The sequence below is a fragment of the Paenactinomyces guangxiensis genome, assembly GCF_016055185.1.
Taxonomy (GTDB): Bacteria; Bacillota; Bacilli; order Thermoactinomycetales; family Thermoactinomycetaceae; genus Paenactinomyces; species Paenactinomyces guangxiensis.
Genome location: NZ_JAECVR010000028.1, coordinates 18,978 through 38,288, shown reverse-complemented (window position 1 = coordinate 38,288; position 19,311 = coordinate 18,978). Strand labels below are relative to the sequence as shown.

Annotated in this window: 16 protein-coding genes, 1 rRNA gene and 1 pseudogene; all 18 read right to left on the bottom strand. The window is 47.1% G+C overall.

From position 1 onward, the window contains the following. Nucleotides 1–479 (bottom strand): 23S ribosomal RNA (locus I8U27_RS18515); the annotation flags it as partial. A 108-nt stretch (nucleotides 480–587) separates the two neighbouring features. Beyond that, nucleotides 588–1,766: pseudogene (locus tag I8U27_RS21450) on the bottom strand (proline--tRNA ligase); the annotation flags it as partial. 334 nt (nucleotides 1,767–2,100) lie between these two features. Then, nucleotides 2,101–3,378: an RIP metalloprotease RseP gene (gene rseP / locus I8U27_RS18505; RefSeq protein WP_232345647.1), complete on the bottom strand. Its 1,278-nt coding sequence runs from the start codon at nucleotides 3,376–3,378 to the stop codon at nucleotides 2,101–2,103. Between the two features lie 58 nt (nucleotides 3,379–3,436). Then, nucleotides 3,437–4,582, bottom strand: a complete 1,146-nt coding sequence (locus tag I8U27_RS18500; RefSeq protein ID WP_181754463.1) for a 1-deoxy-D-xylulose-5-phosphate reductoisomerase — start codon at nucleotides 4,580–4,582, stop codon at nucleotides 3,437–3,439. A gap of 15 nt (nucleotides 4,583–4,597) precedes the next feature. Next, nucleotides 4,598–5,398, bottom strand: coding sequence for a phosphatidate cytidylyltransferase (locus tag I8U27_RS18495; protein WP_181754465.1), 801 nt, complete (start codon nucleotides 5,396–5,398; stop codon nucleotides 4,598–4,600). 21 nt (nucleotides 5,399–5,419) lie between these two features. Beyond that, entirely contained in the window at nucleotides 5,420–6,199 is a 780-nt protein-coding gene (locus I8U27_RS18490) for an isoprenyl transferase (RefSeq protein ID WP_181754467.1), read from the bottom strand. 123 nt (nucleotides 6,200–6,322) lie between these two features. Beyond that, complete coding sequence (gene frr, locus I8U27_RS18485; RefSeq protein ID WP_181754470.1) at nucleotides 6,323–6,880, bottom strand: ribosome recycling factor; 558 nt, start codon at nucleotides 6,878–6,880, stop codon at nucleotides 6,323–6,325. Continuing rightward, nucleotides 6,880–7,605, bottom strand: coding sequence for a UMP kinase (gene pyrH, locus I8U27_RS18480; RefSeq protein WP_181754472.1), 726 nt, complete (start codon nucleotides 7,603–7,605; stop codon nucleotides 6,880–6,882). Before pyrH ends, frr begins: the two co-directional genes overlap by 1 nt. An 86-nt stretch (nucleotides 7,606–7,691) precedes the next feature. Then, nucleotides 7,692–8,345 carry a translation elongation factor Ts gene (gene tsf, locus I8U27_RS18475; RefSeq protein WP_181754474.1) on the bottom strand — a complete coding sequence of 218 codons (654 nt, stop codon included), beginning with the start codon at nucleotides 8,343–8,345 and terminating at the stop codon, nucleotides 7,692–7,694. 102 nt (nucleotides 8,346–8,447) lie between these two features. Next, nucleotides 8,448–9,155 (bottom strand): 30S ribosomal protein S2, encoded by a 708-nt coding sequence (gene rpsB / locus I8U27_RS18470; RefSeq protein ID WP_181754476.1) that lies wholly within the window; start codon nucleotides 9,153–9,155, stop codon nucleotides 8,448–8,450. 165 nt (nucleotides 9,156–9,320) lie between these two features. Then, the gene (gene codY / locus I8U27_RS18465) at nucleotides 9,321–10,100 is read right to left on the bottom strand and encodes a GTP-sensing pleiotropic transcriptional regulator CodY (RefSeq protein ID WP_181754478.1); all 780 of its coding nucleotides are present in this window, start codon (nucleotides 10,098–10,100) and stop codon (nucleotides 9,321–9,323) included. A gap of 20 nt (nucleotides 10,101–10,120) precedes the next feature. Beyond that, nucleotides 10,121–11,530 (bottom strand): ATP-dependent protease ATPase subunit HslU, encoded by a 1,410-nt coding sequence (gene hslU, locus I8U27_RS18460; protein ID WP_181754480.1) that lies wholly within the window; start codon nucleotides 11,528–11,530, stop codon nucleotides 10,121–10,123. A 1-nt stretch (nucleotide 11,531) separates the two neighbouring features. Then, nucleotides 11,532–12,071, bottom strand: coding sequence for an ATP-dependent protease subunit HslV (hslV, locus tag I8U27_RS18455; RefSeq protein WP_181754482.1), 540 nt, complete (start codon nucleotides 12,069–12,071; stop codon nucleotides 11,532–11,534). 178 nt (nucleotides 12,072–12,249) lie between these two features. Continuing rightward, nucleotides 12,250–13,572 (bottom strand): FADH(2)-oxidizing methylenetetrahydrofolate--tRNA-(uracil(54)-C(5))-methyltransferase TrmFO, encoded by a 1,323-nt coding sequence (gene trmFO / locus I8U27_RS18450; protein WP_181754484.1) that lies wholly within the window; start codon nucleotides 13,570–13,572, stop codon nucleotides 12,250–12,252. A 16-nt stretch (nucleotides 13,573–13,588) separates the two neighbouring features. After that, nucleotides 13,589–15,661 (bottom strand): type I DNA topoisomerase, encoded by a 2,073-nt coding sequence (gene topA, locus I8U27_RS18445; protein WP_181754486.1) that lies wholly within the window; start codon nucleotides 15,659–15,661, stop codon nucleotides 13,589–13,591. Between the two features lie 197 nt (nucleotides 15,662–15,858). Further along, a complete protein-coding gene (gene dprA / locus I8U27_RS18440; RefSeq protein WP_181754487.1) occupies nucleotides 15,859–16,959 on the bottom strand; it encodes a DNA-processing protein DprA in 1,101 nt (366 codons plus the stop codon). A gap of 67 nt (nucleotides 16,960–17,026) precedes the next feature. Continuing rightward, nucleotides 17,027–17,932 carry a succinate--CoA ligase subunit alpha gene (sucD, locus tag I8U27_RS18435; RefSeq protein ID WP_181754488.1) on the bottom strand — a complete coding sequence of 302 codons (906 nt, stop codon included), beginning with the start codon at nucleotides 17,930–17,932 and terminating at the stop codon, nucleotides 17,027–17,029. 36 nt (nucleotides 17,933–17,968) lie between these two features. Then, entirely contained in the window at nucleotides 17,969–19,138 is a 1,170-nt protein-coding gene (sucC, locus tag I8U27_RS18430) for an ADP-forming succinate--CoA ligase subunit beta (protein WP_181754499.1), read from the bottom strand. Between the last annotated feature and the right edge of the window lie 173 nt (nucleotides 19,139–19,311).

Here is a 19,311-nt window from a genome sequence, read left to right as displayed (position 1 = left end):
AGTAAAGCTCCACGGGGTCTTTCCGTCTTGTCGCGGGTAGCCAGCATCTTCACTGGCAGTACAATTTCACCGGGTCTCTCGTTGAGACAGCGCCCAGATTCGTTACGCCTTTCGTGCGGGTCGGAACTTACCCGATATACAAGCACGCTGCGGTAGATGCGCTTTCCCGGATAAATATTTCCCTGCACTCCCCGAACCGCTTCCCCGCAGTCTGATGACCGGGTTCATTTTTAACCGTCTGCTCGTTTCAGCCAATCAGGGAGCTCTTTAAGAACTTCTTCAGGTGAAAGTTCCTTAGCTTCACCCGTACGGCGCAGTTTAATCTCCACCGTACCCTCGTTTGCTTTTGCCCCAACGGTTACTCTGACCGGCATTCCCAGGAGGTCTGCGTCTTTAAACTTCACACCGGCCCGTTCAGTACGATCATCAAATAATACTTCAACACCGGCCTGTTGCAACTTTTCATACAAGCCTTCAGCCAATCTGGCCTGATCTTCATTTTTCATATTGACGGCGATCAAATGAACAGCAAACGGGGCCACAGCTACTGGCCAAATGATTCCGTTCTCATCATTGTGCTGTTCAACAATCGAAGCGATCGTCCTTGAGATCCCAATGCCATAACACCCCATGATAAATGGTTGTTCTTTTCCGTTCGGATCAAGGAATTTAGCTTTCATCGCTTCGCTGTAGCGGGTTCCCAGCTTAAACACATGTCCCACTTCAATACCTCTCTTAAAGCGAATCGTTGCACTACATCGAGGACAGGCATCTCCGGGCTGGATATTGCGCAGGTCAGCAACTTGATCTACAGTAAAGTCCCGCCCCACTTGTACATGCTTCAAATGGGTATCTGCTTCATTAGCACCGACAACCATTTCATTTAACTGCATCACTGCCTGATCAACGAAGACTTGCACCTTTTCCTTCAAACCTACCGGCCCTACAAAACCGCTCGGGGCCCCTGTAACCCGGCGAATTGTTTCTTCATCTGCCAGCTCGCAAAGACTGGCATCAACCAGATTTTTCACTTTTACATCATTTACTTCATGGTCGCCACGTACGAGAACGAGAACGGGAGTCCCATCAGCGATGAAGAGAAGACTTTTTACCAGTTGACGGGTTGGCACGTTTAAATAGGCAGCGACATCTTGGATAGATCGCTTACCCGGAGTAGCCACTTTTTCCATGGCAGGCACAGGCGTTTTGTCTGTGGATTTCTCTGATCCGACTACTTCAGCCATTTCAATATTAGCAGCGTAATCACAAGCCTCGCACATTGCAATCGTATCTTCTCCGGCATCAGAGAGAACCATAAACTCATGCGTTCCTTTTCCGCCAATCGCTCCTGCATCAGCTTCCACCGCCCGGAAATCAAGTCCGCATCGGGTGAAAATGTTCATATACGCCTGGTACATATGATGATAAGTTACGTCCAACGACTCCCGATCCGCGTGAAAAGAATAAGCATCCTTCATGATAAACTCGCGGCCGCGCAACAAACCGGAACGAGGCCTTCGTTCATCCCGGAATTTAGTTTGAATCTGATAAAGGGACATCGGCAGCTTTTTGTAGGTATTCATTTCATCCCGCAAAAGGTCAGTGATCACCTCTTCATGAGTCGGACCAGCGACAAAATCACGTTCATGCCGATCTTGCAATTTCACTAACTCTGGCCCATAGTTTGTCCAACGGCCTGTCTCTTTCCAGAGTTCAGCCGGATGTAAAGCGGGGAGCAATAATTGCTGCGCTCCGATCCGGTCCATCTCTTCCCGGACAATATTCTCCACTTTATGTAAGACCCGATAAGCTAATGGTAAGTATGTATAAATACCCGTAGCCAACTGACGGATATATCCTCCTCGCAACAAGAGTTGATGGCTGACCATTTCCGCTTCGCCAACCGTACGAAGAGTTGGTATGAACGCATTTTTTTGGCGCATAATAATCCCTCATTTCTGTGTAATGGCCACTTACAAAAGAGAAAAATACTGAAATCTGTCCCGAATGCTTTTATGAAACAAACCCAGTTCCCAACTAGATTTCGCTGGTTGACTGGGTTTGTCCGTCAGGTTTCATCAACTTTACAGCAAGCTTTCATCAAGTAAAGAAAACCCTTTTAATATCGTTGAAGGTAACAACTAACATCAACATCATCAATAATGCAAAACCAACAAAATGAACCAGGCTTTCTTTATTTGGGTTAATGGGACGCCCTCTCACCGCTTCCAAGCCGATAAAGACCAGACGGCTTCCATCCAGGGCCGGGATGGGAAGCAGGTTAAAGATACCCAAATTTAAGCTGAGCAGCGCAGTCCATTTAATCAGGGGGACAATCCCGTATTCTGCAGCCTTGCCGGTAATTTCGCCCATCTGAACCGGTCCGCCCAGGCTTTTAATGGAAAGTTGTCCTGTAACAAGCTTAGCAAAGCCATCCAAAATAAATGTTGACCAGTCAAGTGTTTGCCTAAATCCTTCAGTTACCGCTTCAGACAGTGTCGCCTCCCGCTTCATCGTCGCCGCGTTAAATTCTGCTCCTATCTGGTAAACTTCTCCTGTTTTTTGGGGCTTTAAAGTGAATTGCAGTGTCTGCTCTCCCCGCTTAACAGTAAGATTAACCGGTGCTCCTTGAGCAGCTGTCAGTTTATAGCGAAGAGCATCCAGTGTATGGATCTCTTCACCGTTGATGGCTGTAATCAAATCCCCGCTTTTCATTCCAGCCTGAGCAGCCGGCTTTCCGGGTACAATTTTATCAATCGGCAACCGTTCAACTCCGCTCACAAAAACATAAACGGAAAATAAAATGATTGTGAGAACAATATTAAACAAAGGTCCGGCGAAAATCGCCAACGCTTTTTGGCCAACCGTTTTGGAACCAAATTGCCGGTCTAAGGGAGCAATCTGGACCTGGTTTTTCTTGTCATAATGAATGATCGCCTGAGGATTTAATGAATGTTTTGTTTCCAGTCCATTTTGATCCTCAAGGACCACATACAACTTGTCCTCTAAATCTGCCTCAACCACCCTGCCGACAGTCAGATTCTCCTGCAGATCAGGCTCATACAAATACAAGTGATTGATCTGACCTTCCTTGTTATGAGTAGCAAAAGCCAATGTACCGGTTTTGATTTCTACAATTTCAGCATCTTCACCTGCCATGCGTACAAACCCGCCCAGAGGCAGTGCCCGTACAGAATACATCGTTTCGCCGTGGATTTTGGAATAGATTTTAGGGCCAAAACCAATCGCAAATTCCCGTACCAGGATCCCTGCCCGCTTGGCAAATAAGAAGTGTCCCAATTCGTGGACAAAGACCAACAGGCTGAGTACCAAGATAAAAGATATGACTGGCTGCATGTAAGCCAAGACTGTTTCCATCCTTAAGTTCACCACCTTGGTTAGTCACAGCATTACCACTCATGCATCAGGTAATACTTCATACACATTGATGTGCATAATTTCTTGCCCACTGGTCCGCTGCCTGAATTTCCTGCAAAGATGGATTGGACACAGATACATGTTCATTCAACACCCGCTCTATGATTTCCTCAATCAACAGGAATGAGCAGTTTCCCTGTAAGAAATGCTCTACCGCCACTTCGTTAGCCGCGTTTAAAACGGTTGGCATGCTGCCTCCTGCTTTCCCTGCCTGGTAAGCCAATTTCAAACATGGAAAACGTTCAAAATCCGGAGCACGGAAATCTAAACGCGAAAGGGTTACAAGGTCTAAAGCCGGTGTATCAAGCGGAAGACGTTTTGGATAAGATAATGCATACTGGATCGGAACTTTCATATCCGGTGTGCCCAATTGGGCCATCACGGCTCCATCTTTAAATTCGACCATCGAGTGAACAATGCTTTGTGGATGGATGATAACATTGATCAGGTCATAAGGCAATTGAAATAACCAGTGGGCCTCAATCACTTCCAGCCCTTTATTCATCAAAGTTGCAGAGTCAATCGTAATTTTTGCGCCCATAGACCAATTGGGATGCTTCAGGGCTTGTTCGACCGTAGCATTCGCTAATTGCTCCCTGGACCAGTCACGAAAAGAGCCGCCGGAAGCAGTTAAAAGAATTCTCCCAACATCCTGTTTTCTTTCCCCGTTTAAACATTGAAAAATGGCGGAGTGTTCACTATCAATCGGAATCAATGGAACATTGGCTTTTTGAGCTTCCTGAGTGACAATATGCCCGGCAGTAACCAATGTTTCCTTATTCGCCAGTCCAATTTTTTTGCCTGCCTGAATGGCTGCCAGCGTCGGCGGGAGTCCGCGGCTTCCTACAAGAGCAGAAACCACATAGGTTCCATCGGGATGGGTAGCAACCTCCAGAAGAGCTTCTTCTCCCCAGAGAACCTTTGTATCTCCCCCAACTTCTTTTTTCACCTGTTCCGCTGCTGCCTGAGTTGCCATTGAGACTAATTTTGGCTTGAACTGTTTCACCTGACGAATCATCTCATCAGCATTTGTTCCCGCTGCCAGGGCAATTACACGAAACTCTTCCGGATGCTGGGCAATAACTTCACATGTACTTTTCCCTATGGAACCCGTTGAGCCCAGGATAATAATCTGTTCTGGCACTTTTTTCTCTCCTTTTTACACAAGTCTCACTAGATGAAGAACGATAAAGGTAAAGAGCAAACTGTCAAACCGGTCCAATACTCCTCCGTGTCCCGGGAGGATTGTACCTGAATCTTTGACCCCTGTTGTCCGCTTCCATGCCGATTCAATTAAATCCCCGATCTGCCCTACAACCGAGATGAGCAGGCCCAGCCAAATGGCTTTTAACAAGTTACCTAACGCGGGGAAGATAAGGAAGATCAATACACTCATGATGACACCAAAAACAATTCCGGCCATCGAACCTTCAATGGTCTTATTCGGGCTTATTTCCGGCCACAGCTTTCTTTTCCCAAACCGTTTTCCTATGAAATACGCAGCTGAATCATTAGCCCAGGTGATAAAAATCACCAGCAAAGTTAAAGCCAAGCCGTTTTGTTTCCAAATGGTCAGCATCATATATGAAAATCCGTATCCTATGTAGATGGACCCAATAAATAAGTATGCGACCTGAAAAATATCAAAATGATTGCGACTTAACACAATCAGGACCAGAAAGAAAACCAATCCCAATAGAAGCTGATTTGGGTCGTGCAGGAGAGGATCAGAAGATATAGCATCCAGTTGGGGCAATTGGGTAACAAAAATAAACCAAACAAGTCCAATGCCCAGGATCACCGGAGTCCGCCTCCAGCTGAGTCGATTCATCTGAGCATATTCCAAAAAAGCGAATGTCGCCAAAAAAAGAAGCAGGCCCGAATACCACCAATTTCCCAACCACAAGAGAATTAAAAAACCTGAGGCTCCTAACACCCCCGTGATGACTCTCTGTTTCATTACTTATTCTCCTGTCTACTTTCACACCGCTCCGTATCGACGTGAACGGCGTTGAAAATCTTCGATTGCCTGGTAGAATAACTCCGGAGTAAAATCCGGCCACAGGGCATCTGTAAACCATAATTCGCTATATGCCAGTTGCCACAATAAAAAGTTGCTGATCCGAATCTCACCGCTTGTTCGGATTATCAGGTCCGGATCAGGCAAACCACGCGTAAGCAAATGTTGGTTAATGAGGTCTTGATCAATTTGGTCTTTATCAATATTTCCTTTTTGCACTTCATCTATAATTTCCCTGATCGCCTGTACGATTTCTTCTCTCGATCCGTAATTGATCGCAAAATTAAGGATAAGACCGGTATTGTGTTTCGTTTTTTCTTCAAATTCAGTTAAAGCCAACTGAGTTTGTGAAGGGGTTCTGCTCTTCTCTCCCAGCATTTGCACTTTCACATTTCGGTCGATCAGTTCCTGCAGATCTGTTTTTAGAAACTCTATCGGCAATTTCATGAGATAAGCTACTTCATCTTTGGGTCGTTTCCAATTCTCAGTGGAAAAAGAATAACAGGTGAGCACCTTAATTCCTAACTCATCAGCAGCGCGAATCGTTTCCCGCACTCTTTTCATTCCTGCCGCATGTCCGGCTGTTCGGGGAAGCCCGCGTTTTTTTGCCCAGCGGCCATTTCCGTCCATGATAATCGCGACATGTTCCGGCAAGGGAAATTTCCGGATGGAAGACAGAAGTTCTTCTTTACTTCGCCCGGTTTTTTTCTCACCCACCATGCGTTTAATCGATTCAATCATGAGTCATTCCTCCGCTAAAGGACCTCTTCCTCTTATGTTTAGTATCAATCAATCATATCATATGCGAAAAATGAACTAGATAGAAAACCCCCTCTAAATAAGGGGGCTCTGCCCGGAATCACCTTAGATTTCCATAATTTCTTTTTCTTTACCGGCAACAACTTGATCCGCTTCTTTAATGAAACGATCTGTCAGTTTTTGAATATCGTCTTGTCCCCGACGCGCCAGATCCTCGGGTATCTCTCCGTTTTTTTCCAATTTCCTCAGTTCATCGTTGGCATCTCGGCGAATATTCCGGATGGCAACCTTTCCCTCTTCACCCATTTTACGGGCCAGTTTGACTAATTCATTGCGTCTCTCTTCTGTGAGTGGCGGGATGGTGATGCGGATCACATTTCCGTCATTGTTTGGGGTGAGTCCCAGTTCAGACTTGAGAATGGCTCGTTCAATTTCGCTTAATGCCGATTTATCCCAGGGTTGGATGAGTAAGCTTCTTGGATCCGGGGTAGAGATGTTTGCCAATTGATTAATAGGCATTTCACTGCCATAGTATTCAACTGACACTTTATCCAGAATCGCAGGGTTGGCCCTGCCCGCTCTCAAGGTAAGCAGATCTCTTTTCAATACCTGAATTGCTTTTTCCATTTTTTCTTCTGCTTGATTTTTCACTTGGTTTACCATTACATGCTCCCCCTTACAATGGTTCCGATATGCTCTCCTAACACAGCACGGCGAATATTACCTTCTTCAGAAATATTAAAAACAATTAACGGGATATTATTATCCATACACAGAGAGGATGCTGTTGAGTCCATCACACCCAGACCTTTGTTCAAAATTTCAAGGTAAGTAAGGGTTTCATATTTTATCGCTGTTGGGTCTTTGCTCGGATCAGCGCTGTATACACCATCCACGTTATTTTTCGCCATCAGGATCACTTCCGCCTCGATCTCCGCCGCACGCAATGCAGCAGTCGTGTCTGTGGAGAAGAACGGATTTCCGTTTCCACCCGCAAAGATCACAACACGGCCTTTTTCCAGATGGCGGATCGCTCTGCGGCGGATATATGGCTCAGCCACCTGCCTCATTTCGATGGAAGTTTGCACGCGGGTTGGGACCTCCATCGCCTCCAGAGCATCCTGCAAAGCGAGGGAGTTCATAACAGTAGCAAGCATTCCCATATAGTCGGCAGTTGCACGGTCAATTCCTTTTTCCGTACCGGAGATTCCCCTCCAGATATTTCCTCCTCCGACAACTACCGCAACTTCAACACCAAGTTGGACAACTTCTTTGACCTGTCTGGCGAAAGAGCTGAGGACGCGGGCATTGATGCCGTACCCCTGTTCCCCGGCCAGTGCTTCACCACTTATTTTTAAAATGACACGATTATATTTGGGAGTACTCATAAGGTTCCTCCGTTTCCATCTGCACAGTGAATCTATTATTTGCAAAAAAAGGGAACACATAAGTAGTGTTCCCGATATGTCCGGTGTTAGCCTTTCTTGACCTGGGACATAACTTCTTCAACGAAGTTGTCTTGGCGTTTTTCAAGGCCTTCACCCATCTCATAACGAACAAAGCGGCGGATCGAAATGTTTTCCCCGATTTTGGCGATCTGTTCCTTCACCAATCCATCAATCGTTTTATCATTGTCTTTTACAAATACCTGATCCATCAGACAGATATCTTTAAAGTGCTTTTGAAGACGTCCTTCTACCATTTTATCGACAATATTTTCCGGTTTTCCTTCAGCAAGCGCCTGCTGTTTTAAGACAGCACGCTCTTTTTCCACTTCTTCAGCCGGAACGTCTTCACGACGTACATATTTGGGGGCCATAGCGGCAATTTGCATTGCGATATCTTTGACAAATGATTTAAACTCATCTGTTTTGGCCACGAAGTCAGTTTCACAGTTGACTTCTACCAGAACTCCGATTCGTCCGCCGGCATGTATGTAAGATTCAACAATTCCTTCAGCAGCAATGCGGCCTGCTTTTTTTGCAGCGCTGGCAATACCTTTTTCACGGAGATATTCCACCGCTTTTTCCATATCACCATTGGTTTCGGTAAGTGCTTTTTTACAGTCCATCATACCTGCGCCGGTTTTTTCGCGCAGTTCCTTTACCATAGCAGCAGTGATTGCCATGATGGTTTGTCCTCCTTAAATTGTATAGGTTTGTACCATTTATTCGTTTAAAAAGGGGTGGGCAAGAAACCGTTTGTTTCCATGCCACCCTTTTTCGTTCTATTAGGATGCAGTGCTGTTTTGTTGTTCACCTTGTCTGCCTTCCAAAATCGCGTCAGCAATTTTGCTGGTAAACAGACGAACAGCACGGATGGCATCGTCGTTTCCGGGAATGATGTAATCCACTTCATCCGGGTCACAGTTGGTATCCACGATAGAGATAATCGGGATGTTCAGCTTGCGGGCTTCCGCTACGGCAATGCGCTCTTTGCGAGGATCAATGATAAAGACCGCATCCGGAAGTTTTTTCATGTGTTTGATACCGCCGAGGAATTTCTCCAATTTTGCGTGCTCTTTTTTCAAGAGAATTACTTCTTTTTTGGGGAGCACGTCGAAAGTCCCGTCTTCTTCCATGCGCTCCAACTCATGCAAACGGTCGATGCGCTTGCGGATCGTTTGGAAGTTGGTCAGAGTTCCGCCCAACCAGCGATGGTTAACATAAAACATATCAGAACGGGTGGCTTCTTCTTTTACGGCATCCTGCGCCTGTTTTTTAGTACCGACAAACAGAACGCTTCCGCCGTCTGCTGCCAGGTCACGTACAAAGTTGTATGCATGCTCCATCATTTTGACCGTTTTTTGCAGGTCAATAATGTAGATCCCGTTACGCTCGGTAAAGATGTATTTGCTCATCTTTGGGTTCCAGCGACGGGTTTGGTGTCCGAAATGAACACCCGCTTCTAACAATTGTTTCATCGATACGACTGCCATAATGTAAATCCTCCTTGTGGTTTGTTCCTCCGCCGGGATCATCGGGAGTCAGAAACCGCGAACCTCACGGCACCGCCTGTTCACTTCCCCTGGCGTGTGTGTTTACACCATTGATGACTATACCACAACCGTTATCAACTTCGCAAGCATTTCCTTTTTCAGGCTTTATGAGTTGCGCAATTTCTCCAGAGCCGGCAGCAAGCGGTCATTCAATATTTTAATATATGTTCCTTTCATCCCCAGGGAACGTGACTCAATCACACCGGCACTCTCCAATTTCCTCAGGGCATTGACAATGACAGAGCGGGTAATGCCCGCACGGTCAGCCACACGGCTTGCAACCAGTAATCCCTCTTTCCCATCCAGTTCCTCAAAGATATGTTCAACCGCTTCCAATTCGCTGAACGAGAGCGAACTGATGGCCATCTGGACGACTGCCCGGCTGCGTGCCTCTCCCTCCGCCTTTTCAGCTTTTTCACGCAAAATTTCCATACCGACGACGGTTGCCCCGTACTCCGCCAGAATCAAATCATCATCGACAAACTGCTCGTTATACCGTGTCAAAAGCAGGGTTCCCAGCCGCTCTCCGCCACCGATGATCGGAACTACGGTCGTGTACTGGTGTGCAAACATTCCGCCCAACTGTTTGGTAAAGCTGTATTCACTGTTTTCATCAAGGTTGGCGGAAGTTTCTTTCATTTTCTTTAACCGCTCATTGTAATCCTCAGGGATTCTCCGGTCTTTGAGTGCCACGCGGATCATTTCATCTTCGGCATGCTCCTCGGCAATCCCGTAACCGAGGATTTTTCCTTTGCGACTAATTACATAGATATTAGCGACAATAATGTCCCGAAGCACTTCGGACATCTCCATAAAGCTGACAGCCTGCCCGCCTGTTCGCTGTAACAAGCGATTAATCTCCCTGGCTTTGGATAGGAGATTCATCCCTCATTCTCCTTTCTGTCTCACAAAATGTATTGGCTTAAATCACGGTCCGCTACAATGTCAGAGAGTCGTTCTCTCACATATTGCGGTGTAATGGAGACTTCACCCATGCGAATTTCAGGAGCCTCGAAAGACAATTCTTCCAGCAGCCGTTCCAGAATCGTGTGCAGACGTCGGGCACCGATATTTTCAGTCCCTCCGTTGACCTGGGCCGCCAAACGCGCGATCTCCTGAATCGCTTCCGAAGTAAAGGTTACTTTGATCCCTTCCGTTTCCAACAGAGCTGTATACTGTTTGATCAAAGCGCTTTTCGGTTCTGTTAAAATGCGCACAAAATCATCAGCGGTCAAATCATTCAGTTCAACGCGAATGGGAAAGCGGCCTTGCAGCTCCGGGATTAAATCGGAAGGCTTGGCCACATGGAAAGCACCGGCAGCCATAAACAGAATGTGATCTGTTTTGACCGGCCCATATTTCGTCATCACAGTAGACCCCTCAACAATGGGAAGAATATCCCGTTGTACCCCTTCTCGCGAAACATCGGGACCCTGGCGGTCTTTGCCGGCAATTTTGTCAATCTCGTCCAGAAAGATAATACCCGACTGTTCCACGCGGTCGAGCGCTTCCTGAACGACCTGGTCCATATCGATCAGCTTTTGCCCTTCTTGTTGGATCAACACTTCCCGTGCTTCACGGACGGGCAAGCGGCGTTTTTTCGTTTTCTTCGGCAAAAACTGGCCTAACATCTCCTGCATATTCATTCCCATCTGTTCCGCCCCTGTTCCTGCAAACATGTCGAACATGGAGGGCATCTGTTCCTCTACTTCAATCTCAATCACACGGTCTTCCAGTTCCCCGCGCTGCAGTTTCTCTTTAATCCGGCGCCGTTCTTCGGATATTTTCACCTTTTCCTGGTGGTCCTGGGAACCCGTATCGTGGTTGGCATTTTGTTGGAACAGCAGCTCAAGAGGATTTTTAAAGGAACTTGCCGGCTTTTTCTCAGGGACAAGGATTTCAACAAGCCGCTCATCTGCAAGTGCCCGTGCCTGGCTTTTGACACTTTCAAGCTTTTCTGACTTTACCATGCGGATCCCTGTTTCAACCAGATCGCGAATCATTGACTCTACATCCCTGCCGACATAACCTACTTCGGTAAACTTGGTCGCTTCCAATTTAACGAATGGCGCCCCGACCAGTTTGGCTAAGCGACGGGCAATTTCCGTTTTTCCTACCCCGGTTGGGCCAATCATTAAAATGTTTTTGGGAACCACTTCATCTTTTAGTTCCGGTGGCAGCAAACTCCGGCGATAGCGATTTCTGAGGGCAATTGCCACTGCTCTCTTGGCTTGATTTTGTCCGACAATATACTTATCCAATTCTTCAACGATTTGTTTTGGCGTCCATTTTTCCTGTTGATTCAATTGCGGCATATTATACCTCCTCGACAACGATATGGTCATTGGTAAATACGCAAACTTCACTGGCAATTGTCAGTGCTGCCCTGGCAATTTCCTTTGCGGAAAGCTCGGGTGCATAGCGTTTTAAAGCCCGCCCGGCAGAAAGCGCAAAACTTCCGCCTGAACCAATGGCGAGTATATCATCGTCCGGTTCAATCACTTCACCGTTTCCGGAGATCAGCAACAGCTGTTCTTTATTGATTACAATTAACATTGCTTCCAGGCGGCGCAATACTTTGTCCGCCCTCCATTCTTTCGCCAGTTCAACAGCAGCACGAGCCAGATTGCCATGATATTCTTCCAATTTTGCTTCAAATTTCTCAAATAAGGTAATAGCATCAGCGACAGAACCGGCAAACCCGGCTACAACTTTTCCTTTATACAGGCGGCGGACTTTTTTGGCACCGTGTTTCATAATCATCTGATTTCCAAAGGTAACCTGGCCATCTCCCGCAATTGCACCTGATCCATTGTGCCTTACAGCGAAAATAGTCGTCGCATGAAAGGTATCCATCCTGTTCCTCCTTAAGCATCATTACAAGCAAAAATCCGTGTTCTTCCTTCTATAAGCAGATGATCTATTTCGGCGCTATTCATGAAGAAACAGCAGCATCCTTCTCTCTGCTGTCCCCCGTTTCAACTGAATGTATGATTTCCACATCGCACCGTCATACTATCACACAGAAGAAGGGTTAGCAAGAAAAATTGCCCTCTTCACGAGAAAAATTCTGAATGTTTTTGATTGCCCGTTCAGCGTATTTTTTAGCACGTTCTTGTTTTGAACGGATCTTTTCGGGCAACTCCTCAAACAATCCAAAGTTAGCGTTCATCGGCTGGAAATGATCGGGATTGGCTGTGGTGATATAGTGTGCAAGGCTTCCGATCGCAGTCGATCTGGGAGGAACCATTAATTCCTGACCATGCACCAGACGGGCCGCGTTAATCCCCGCAATCAATCCCGCGGCTGCAGACTCAACATAACCTTCAACCCCGGTCATTTGTCCGGCAAAGAAAAGAGTCTCCCTATTGCGAAATTGATAGGTTGGTTTCAGTACTTTCGGCGAATTGATAAATGTATTGCGATGCATCACCCCGTAGCGGACGATCTCAGCATGTTCAAGTCCGGGAATCATGCGAATGATTTCCTTTTGCGGCCCCCATTTGAGATGGGTCTGGAAACCGACCAAATTATACAGCGTCCCGGCACTGTTATCCTGTCGAAGCTGAACAACCGCATAAGGCCGCTTTCCTGTGCGCGGATCAATGAGCCCTACCGGTTTCATCGGACCGAAGAGAAGAGTTTTTTTTCCTCGTTTCGCCATCACTTCAATCGGCATACAGCCTTCAAAGTAAATTTCCTTCTCAAATTCCTTGAGCGGAGCTACTTCCGCCGTCACAAGTGCTTCATAGAATTGTTCAAATTCATCTTCTGTCATCGGACAGTTCAGATAAGCAGCTTCTCCTTTATCATAACGGGAGGCGATAAATACTTTGTCCATATTAATGCTGTCCTTTTCCACAATCGGAGCGGCGGCATCATAAAAATAGAGGTATTCTTCCCCGGTCAGCTTTTGCAGCCTGTCCGAAAGTGCGGCAGACGTCAAGGGGCCTGTGGCGATCACCGCAGGACCTTCCGGAATGTCTGTAACCTCTTCTTTTCTCACTTCCACAAGCGGGTGTTTATGGAGAGTCTCCGTAATTTCCGCTGAAAAAGCCTCCCTGTCCACAGCCAGTGCCCCTCCCGCCGGAACGGCATGCTTGTCAGCACATTTCATAATCAGCGAATGAAGGCAGCGCATCTCTTCCTTTAAAATCCCAACAGCATTTGTCAGAGAGTTTGCCCGAAGCGAATTGCTGCATACTAACTCTGCAAACTGATCTCCGCGGTGAGCCGGTGTCATCTGAACCGGTCGCATTTCAAACAAACGTACAGGAACCCTGCGCTCGGCAATTTGCCAGGCAGCCTCACTGCCCGCCAAGCCGGCTCCCACAACGGTAACTGCTTTTATTGACATCCTGTTCCCCCTCCACTTACGCTTTCTCTTCCTGATAATCACATTCCGTACAACGGATCACTGGCTGTTTCTTCACTTTTTTCTCTACCATTAACCTTTCACACCTCGGACACGGACGCGGAACCGGCCGATCCCATGAAACAAAATCACAATCCGGATATCGGTTACATCCGTAAAAGGTTCGTTTCTTCTTACTCTTCCGTTCAACAATCTCCCCTTTTTCACACTTGGGGCAGGTGACACCGGTCGATTTCACGATCGCTTTGGTATTCCGGCATTCCGGAAACGAAGGGCACGCCAAGAACTTCCCGTAACGGCCAAATTTGTATACCATCAGGCTTCCGCACTTTTCACAGACTTCGTCGGATACTTCGTCTTGAATCTCCACTTCCTCCATCTCTTTTTCAGCGAAGGACAATCGTTTCTCAAACGACTGGTAAAAGCGATCCAGAACCTGTACCCAGTCCACTTTCCCCTCTTCAACCAGGTCTAAATCTTCTTCCATATGTGCAGTAAACTCAACATTAATAATCTCCGGGAAAAACTCCTCAATCAGCTCTAACACAATTTCGCCAAGTTCAGAAGGAACAAACCGTTTATCCTCAAGCAAGACATACCCCCGCTTTTGAATCGTATCCAAAGTAGGAGCATAAGTACTGGGCCGTCCGATTCCCTTTTCTTCCAGCTCTTTCACCAGGCGCGCTTCGGTGTAACGCGGTGGCGGCTGAGTGAAGTGCTGTTTAGGGTCAATCGATTTACGCTTTAGCTGTTCTCCTTCTTCCAGCGGGGGCAAAAATGACTCTTCCTCTTTTTTATTGTCATCGCTACCCTCAATATACACCTTCATAAAACCGGGAAATTTTATTTTGGAACCGGTTGCCCGGAACAGTGCCTCTCCTGCGCGAATATTGGCCGAAATGGCATCCAGTACGGCCGGGGCCATCTGTGACGCAACAAATCGTTCCCAGATCAATTTATACAAACGCAATTGGTCTCTGGTCAATACACCCTTTAATTGCGCCGGGGTCCGTGTCACTGAAGTAGGGCGGATCGCTTCATGTGCATCCTGAGCTCCCGCTTTTGTCTTGTGGGTGCGCGGCTGAGCCGGAACGTAACGGTCTCCAAACGTCTCCCCAATGTAGGAACGTACTTCTTGTTGAGCCGTTTGGGATACCCTGGTTGAATCGGTTCTCATATAAGTGATCAAACCGACCGTTCCCTCTTTGCCTATATCTACTCCTTCATACAATTGCTGGGCGACAGCCATTGTTTTCTGTGCGCGGAAATTTAGCTTACGGGCCGCTTCCTGTTGCAGGGTGCTAGTGATAAAAGGAGGAGACGGATTCCTTCTCCGCTCACTCTTTTTGACCTCTTCAACAACAAATCGTTTTCCTTTGATGACTGCGAGCAATTGATCAACATCTTCTTTTGATTTTAATTCTGTTTTTTTACTCCCATATCCGTAAAATTTAGCTTCAAACGGTTCATCTCCGCGTAGGAGAATCGCAGTTACAGTCCAATATTCCTCCGGTTTAAATTGTCTGATCTCTTTTTCCCGGTCGATAATCAGCTTGACCGCCACAGATTGGACCCTGCCGGCACTAAGCCCCTTTTTCACTTTTTTCCAGAGCAACGGGCTAATTCCATAACCGACGAGACGGTCCAACACACGACGCGCTTGTTGGGCATTCACCAGAGTCATATCTATCTTTCGCGGATGCTTAAATGCATCTTTAACAGCCTGTTTCGTAATTTCATTAAAAACGACGCGGCATTTGTCATCCAGAGGAAGATTCAGGCTATGTGCCAAATGCCAGGCGATCGCTTCTCCTTCACGGTCAGGGTCAGCCGCCAGATAAACCCGTTTCACCTTCTTTTTGGCATCGCGCAATTGTTTCAATACGTCCCCTTTTCCACGGACCGTTATATATTTAGGTTCAAAATTATGTTCTATATTCACGCCTAGTTGGCTTTTTGGTAAATCCCGCACATGGCCCATCGAAGCTTTGACGATAAATTTTTTCCCCAAGTACTTGCCGATGGTTTTGGCTTTGGCGGGCGATTCGACAATGACCAGCGAATCGGCCATCCTAAGGCCCTCCCCTCGAAATTGGTAAGCGTCCCTATTATTGTGACAATTTCTTCGTCGTATTAACATCGCTTTTTTTCACTCGTATTTGTTACAATACCAGATTTAGAATCAGCTCGGCAACCTTGCCATTTTTGATTTCACTTCAAAGGATGACCCTGAGTTCGCATATACATACGCTGGAAGAGGGTAAGATGTTACTTGCGAATATAATACGACCCCGGCAATTGGGCAATTTCCTGTTTGATTTCCAAAGATAATAACGTTTGGTGAACTTCACCGACCGTCATTTTTCCGGCTGTTTTTTCCATGAGAGTGGTAATCTGAACCGGCTCCGTCTGAATATATCTGAGAATTTCACGTTCCTGTTCACTTAAAGCAACCTTTGCCAGATCTTCTGTGATCTCTTTTTCCTTTGCACAGGGCAGATTGTAAGTAAACTCCTCAAATATATCTTCCGCTTCGATGACACATTTGGCTCCTTGTTGAATGAGGGACAGGGTCCCCCTACTCTGCGGGGAAGTGATTGGACCGGGAACGGCAAATACTTCTCTCCCCTGTTCTATGCTGAAATTGGCAGTAATGAGAGAACCTGATCGCCCTGCGGCTTCCACCACCACTGTCCCCACGCTCAGCCCGCTGATAATACGGTTTCTCTGTGGGAACAAACCGGGAGCCGGCTGGGTTCCGGGCGGCATCTCAGAAATCACTGCTCCTTTCGCCGCGATTTCTTCATAGAGTGAACGATGATTTTTGGGGTACATCACATCCACTCCGGTTCCCAATACAGCAATCGTTTTTCCCTCTGCCTTTAATGCACTGCGATGTGCCTCCCCGTCGATCCCATTTGCCATCCCGCTGACAAGCACCCATCCCGCTCTGGTGATCTGCTCAGACAGAATACGAGTAACACGCAGGCCGTAAGGGGTAGACTTTCTGGTTCCCACCACTGCGAGGCAAGGCTCGCTTAACAGCTCAATATCCCCTTTGATGTATAACACCCACGGCGGCTGCGCAATCTCTTTTAACAAACCGGGGTATTTTTCATCGATCGGAGTTAATACAGCAATTCCTCTATCCTTCAGTTCTGAGGTTACTTTTTTGATGAAGGCGGGTGTCCATTGGGTTCGAATATACTCGACCGTTTTTTGGGACACCTGTTGACCGGCTAGCCCGTCAATAATTGATGGAGTTAAATCTTGATCAGGTGACCACCCCGCCCGCCGAAGCTTGTCAATGGTATGCCATCCCACTCCGGCAATCTGATGCATCGCCACTAATCCTGCCTGCTCATTCATCTCTTTTCCCCCTCATTACAAAGAAAAAGGGAACCCGACAGAAGGTTCCCAAAAAAAGCAGCAGATGTTAGTTTCTTGTGATGCACTCGCTCAGCAAACCTTTTTCTTCCAGAACCCGTACCAATGTTTCACCGATCACTGCAGGTGTTGGAGCAACAGCTACGCCACATTTTTCCAGAGTAGCAATCTTTTCTGCAGCCGTACCTTTACCACCGGAAATGATGGCTCCCGCGTGTCCCATCCGTTTTCCCGGAGGAGCAGTCTGGCCCCCGATAAAGCCGACAACCGGCTTGGTCATATTGGCTTTAATCCACTCAGCGGCTTCTTCTTCCGCCGTGCCCCCGATTTCACCGATCATGACGACAGCTTTGGTATCCGGGTCCTCCTCAAATGCTTTTAAACAATCAATAAAATTGGTTCCGTTTACCGGATCTCCGCCGATACCGACAGCTGTGGACTGGCCGATTCCCCGGGTGGACAGCTGATGAACAGCTTCATAGGTTAACGTTCCGCTGCGGGAAACGATTCCCACATGACCAGGAGTATGAATATAACCGGGCATAATTCCGATCTTGCACTCGCCGGGAGTGATCACGCCGGGACAGTTCGGACCGATCAGCCGTGTTTTTCTCCCTTCGAGGTAACGCTTTACTTTTACCATATCGAGGACGGGAATTCCTTCTGTGATACAAACAACAAGATCTAATTCCGCGTCGACTGCTTCCATGACTGCATCCGCAGCAAACGCAGCCGGAACGTAGATGACAGACGCATTCGCACCAGTTGCTTCTTTTGCCTCTAAAACTGTATCAAACACAGGGATCCCTTCGACTTCGATACCACCTTTACCAGGGGTCGCTCCGGCAACCACTTGGGTACCATACTCAACTGCTTGTTTGGTATGGAACAAACCAGTGGCCCCGGTAATATTCTGTGTGATCACTTTTGTATCCTTATTTACAAAAATACTCACCCTATAACCCACCTTTCTCGGACGTTCTTTCGACCTTTACGCAGATTCCTTTACCAGTTGAACGATTTTTTGCGCTCCATCTGCCATCGAGTCTGCCGCCACAATTTTAAGGCCAGATTCTTGCAGGATCTTTTTGCCCAGCTCAACATTGGTCCCTTCAAGGCGGACGACTAACGGGTGGTTTAAGCCGACTTCTTTCGCCGCTTCTACAACCCCCGTGGCGATCACATCACATTTCATAATTCCACCGAAGATGTTAACGAAAATTCCTTTGACATTTTCATCGGAAAGAATAATTTTAAATGCTTCTGTTACTTTTTCAGTGGTTGCACCGCCCCCGACATCGAGGAAGTTAGCCGGTTCCCCGCCATAATGTTTGATAATGTCCATCGTTGCCATCGCCAGGCCGGCTCCGTTTACCATACAGCCAATATTTCCGTCTAGCGCAATATAACTCAAGTCATATTTAGAAGCTTCAATTTCCTTGGCATCTTCTTCATCGAGATCGCGCAACTCCTGGATATCCTTATGGCGGAAGAGCGCGTTGGAATCGAAGTTTAGTTTGGCATCCAGTGCCATCACACGTCCATCCGTGGTGGTGATGAGCGGATTGATTTCAGCCAGTGAACAGTCGTTATCCGTAAATGCATCATAAAGAGCCAGCATAAATTTGACAGCCTGATTTACTTTGTCTTTTGGAATATTGATGTTGTAGGCCAGGCGGCGAGCCTGGAACGGCATCATCCCAATCGCCGGGTCAATCACTTCTTTGAAGATTTTTTCCGGAGTTTTGGCTGCTACTTCTTCAATCTCCGTTCCGCCTTCTTCCGAAGCCATCATGACAACACGACCGGTCGAACGGTCGATCACCACACCAACGTAATATTCTTTTTCAATCGGTAGTCCTTCTTCAATCAACAGGCGCTTAACTTCTTTTCCCTCGGGACCGGTTTGATGGGTTACCAGTACTTTCCCCAAAAGTTCGGTCGCATGCTGGCGCACTTCTTCCAGACTGCGGGCCAGCTTCACTCCACCCGCTTTTCCACGGCCGCCTGCATGGATTTGTGCTTTGACAACCCACAGGTTTCCATCCAAACGCTCTGCTGCTTCTACCGCTTCTTCAGGTGTAAACGCAACAGATCCGTTCGGGACAACGACACCGTATTTTTTCAGGACTTGTTTGCCTTGATACTCATGTACGTTCATTCCCTATCCCCCAATCCTTGTCGATCACCGCATAAACAGCCAAACTTATTCCCACAACATTTATGTAAGTTGCTGTTTACGTCAAAAATGAATCCCCTTACATGGAACAATGCCCAAAAACCGGATTCACCCCTGATAAACATGCCTTTGGACTCCTTGCCAACAGCCCCAAA

Bases quoted from the DNA above. Each gene is read 5' to 3' on its own strand.
- frr (WP_181754470.1), bottom strand. From the start codon at position 6,880: ATGGTAAACCAAGTGAAAAATCAAGCAGAAGAAAAAATGGAAAAAGCA.
- rseP (WP_232345647.1), bottom strand. From the start codon at position 3,378: ATGGAAACAGTCTTGGCTTACATGCAGCCAGTCATATCTTTTATCTTG.
- sucC (WP_181754499.1), bottom strand. From the start codon at position 19,138: ATGAACGTACATGAGTATCAAGGCAAACAAGTCCTGAAAAAATACGGT.
- topA (WP_181754486.1), bottom strand. From the start codon at position 15,661: ATGGCCGATTCGCTGGTCATTGTCGAATCGCCCGCCAAAGCCAAAACC.
- tsf (WP_181754474.1), bottom strand. From the start codon at position 8,345: ATGGCAATCACTGCTGCTATGGTAAAGGAACTGCGCGAAAAAACCGGC.
- I8U27_RS18490 (WP_181754467.1), bottom strand. From the start codon at position 6,199: ATGATTGAATCGATTAAACGCATGGTGGGTGAGAAAAAAACCGGGCGA.
- rpsB (WP_181754476.1), bottom strand. From the start codon at position 9,155: ATGGCAGTCGTATCGATGAAACAATTGTTAGAAGCGGGTGTTCATTTC.
- trmFO (WP_181754484.1), bottom strand. From the start codon at position 13,572: ATGTCAATAAAAGCAGTTACCGTTGTGGGAGCCGGCTTGGCGGGCAGT.
- hslV (WP_181754482.1), bottom strand. From the start codon at position 12,071: ATGGATACCTTTCATGCGACGACTATTTTCGCTGTAAGGCACAATGGA.
- pyrH (WP_181754472.1), bottom strand. From the start codon at position 7,605: ATGAGTACTCCCAAATATAATCGTGTCATTTTAAAAATAAGTGGTGAA.
- I8U27_RS18495 (WP_181754465.1), bottom strand. From the start codon at position 5,398: ATGAAACAGAGAGTCATCACGGGGGTGTTAGGAGCCTCAGGTTTTTTA.
- codY (WP_181754478.1), bottom strand. From the start codon at position 10,100: ATGAATCTCCTATCCAAAGCCAGGGAGATTAATCGCTTGTTACAGCGA.
- hslU (WP_181754480.1), bottom strand. From the start codon at position 11,530: ATGCCGCAATTGAATCAACAGGAAAAATGGACGCCAAAACAAATCGTT.
- dprA (WP_181754487.1), bottom strand. From the start codon at position 16,959: ATGAATGAGCAGGCAGGATTAGTGGCGATGCATCAGATTGCCGGAGTG.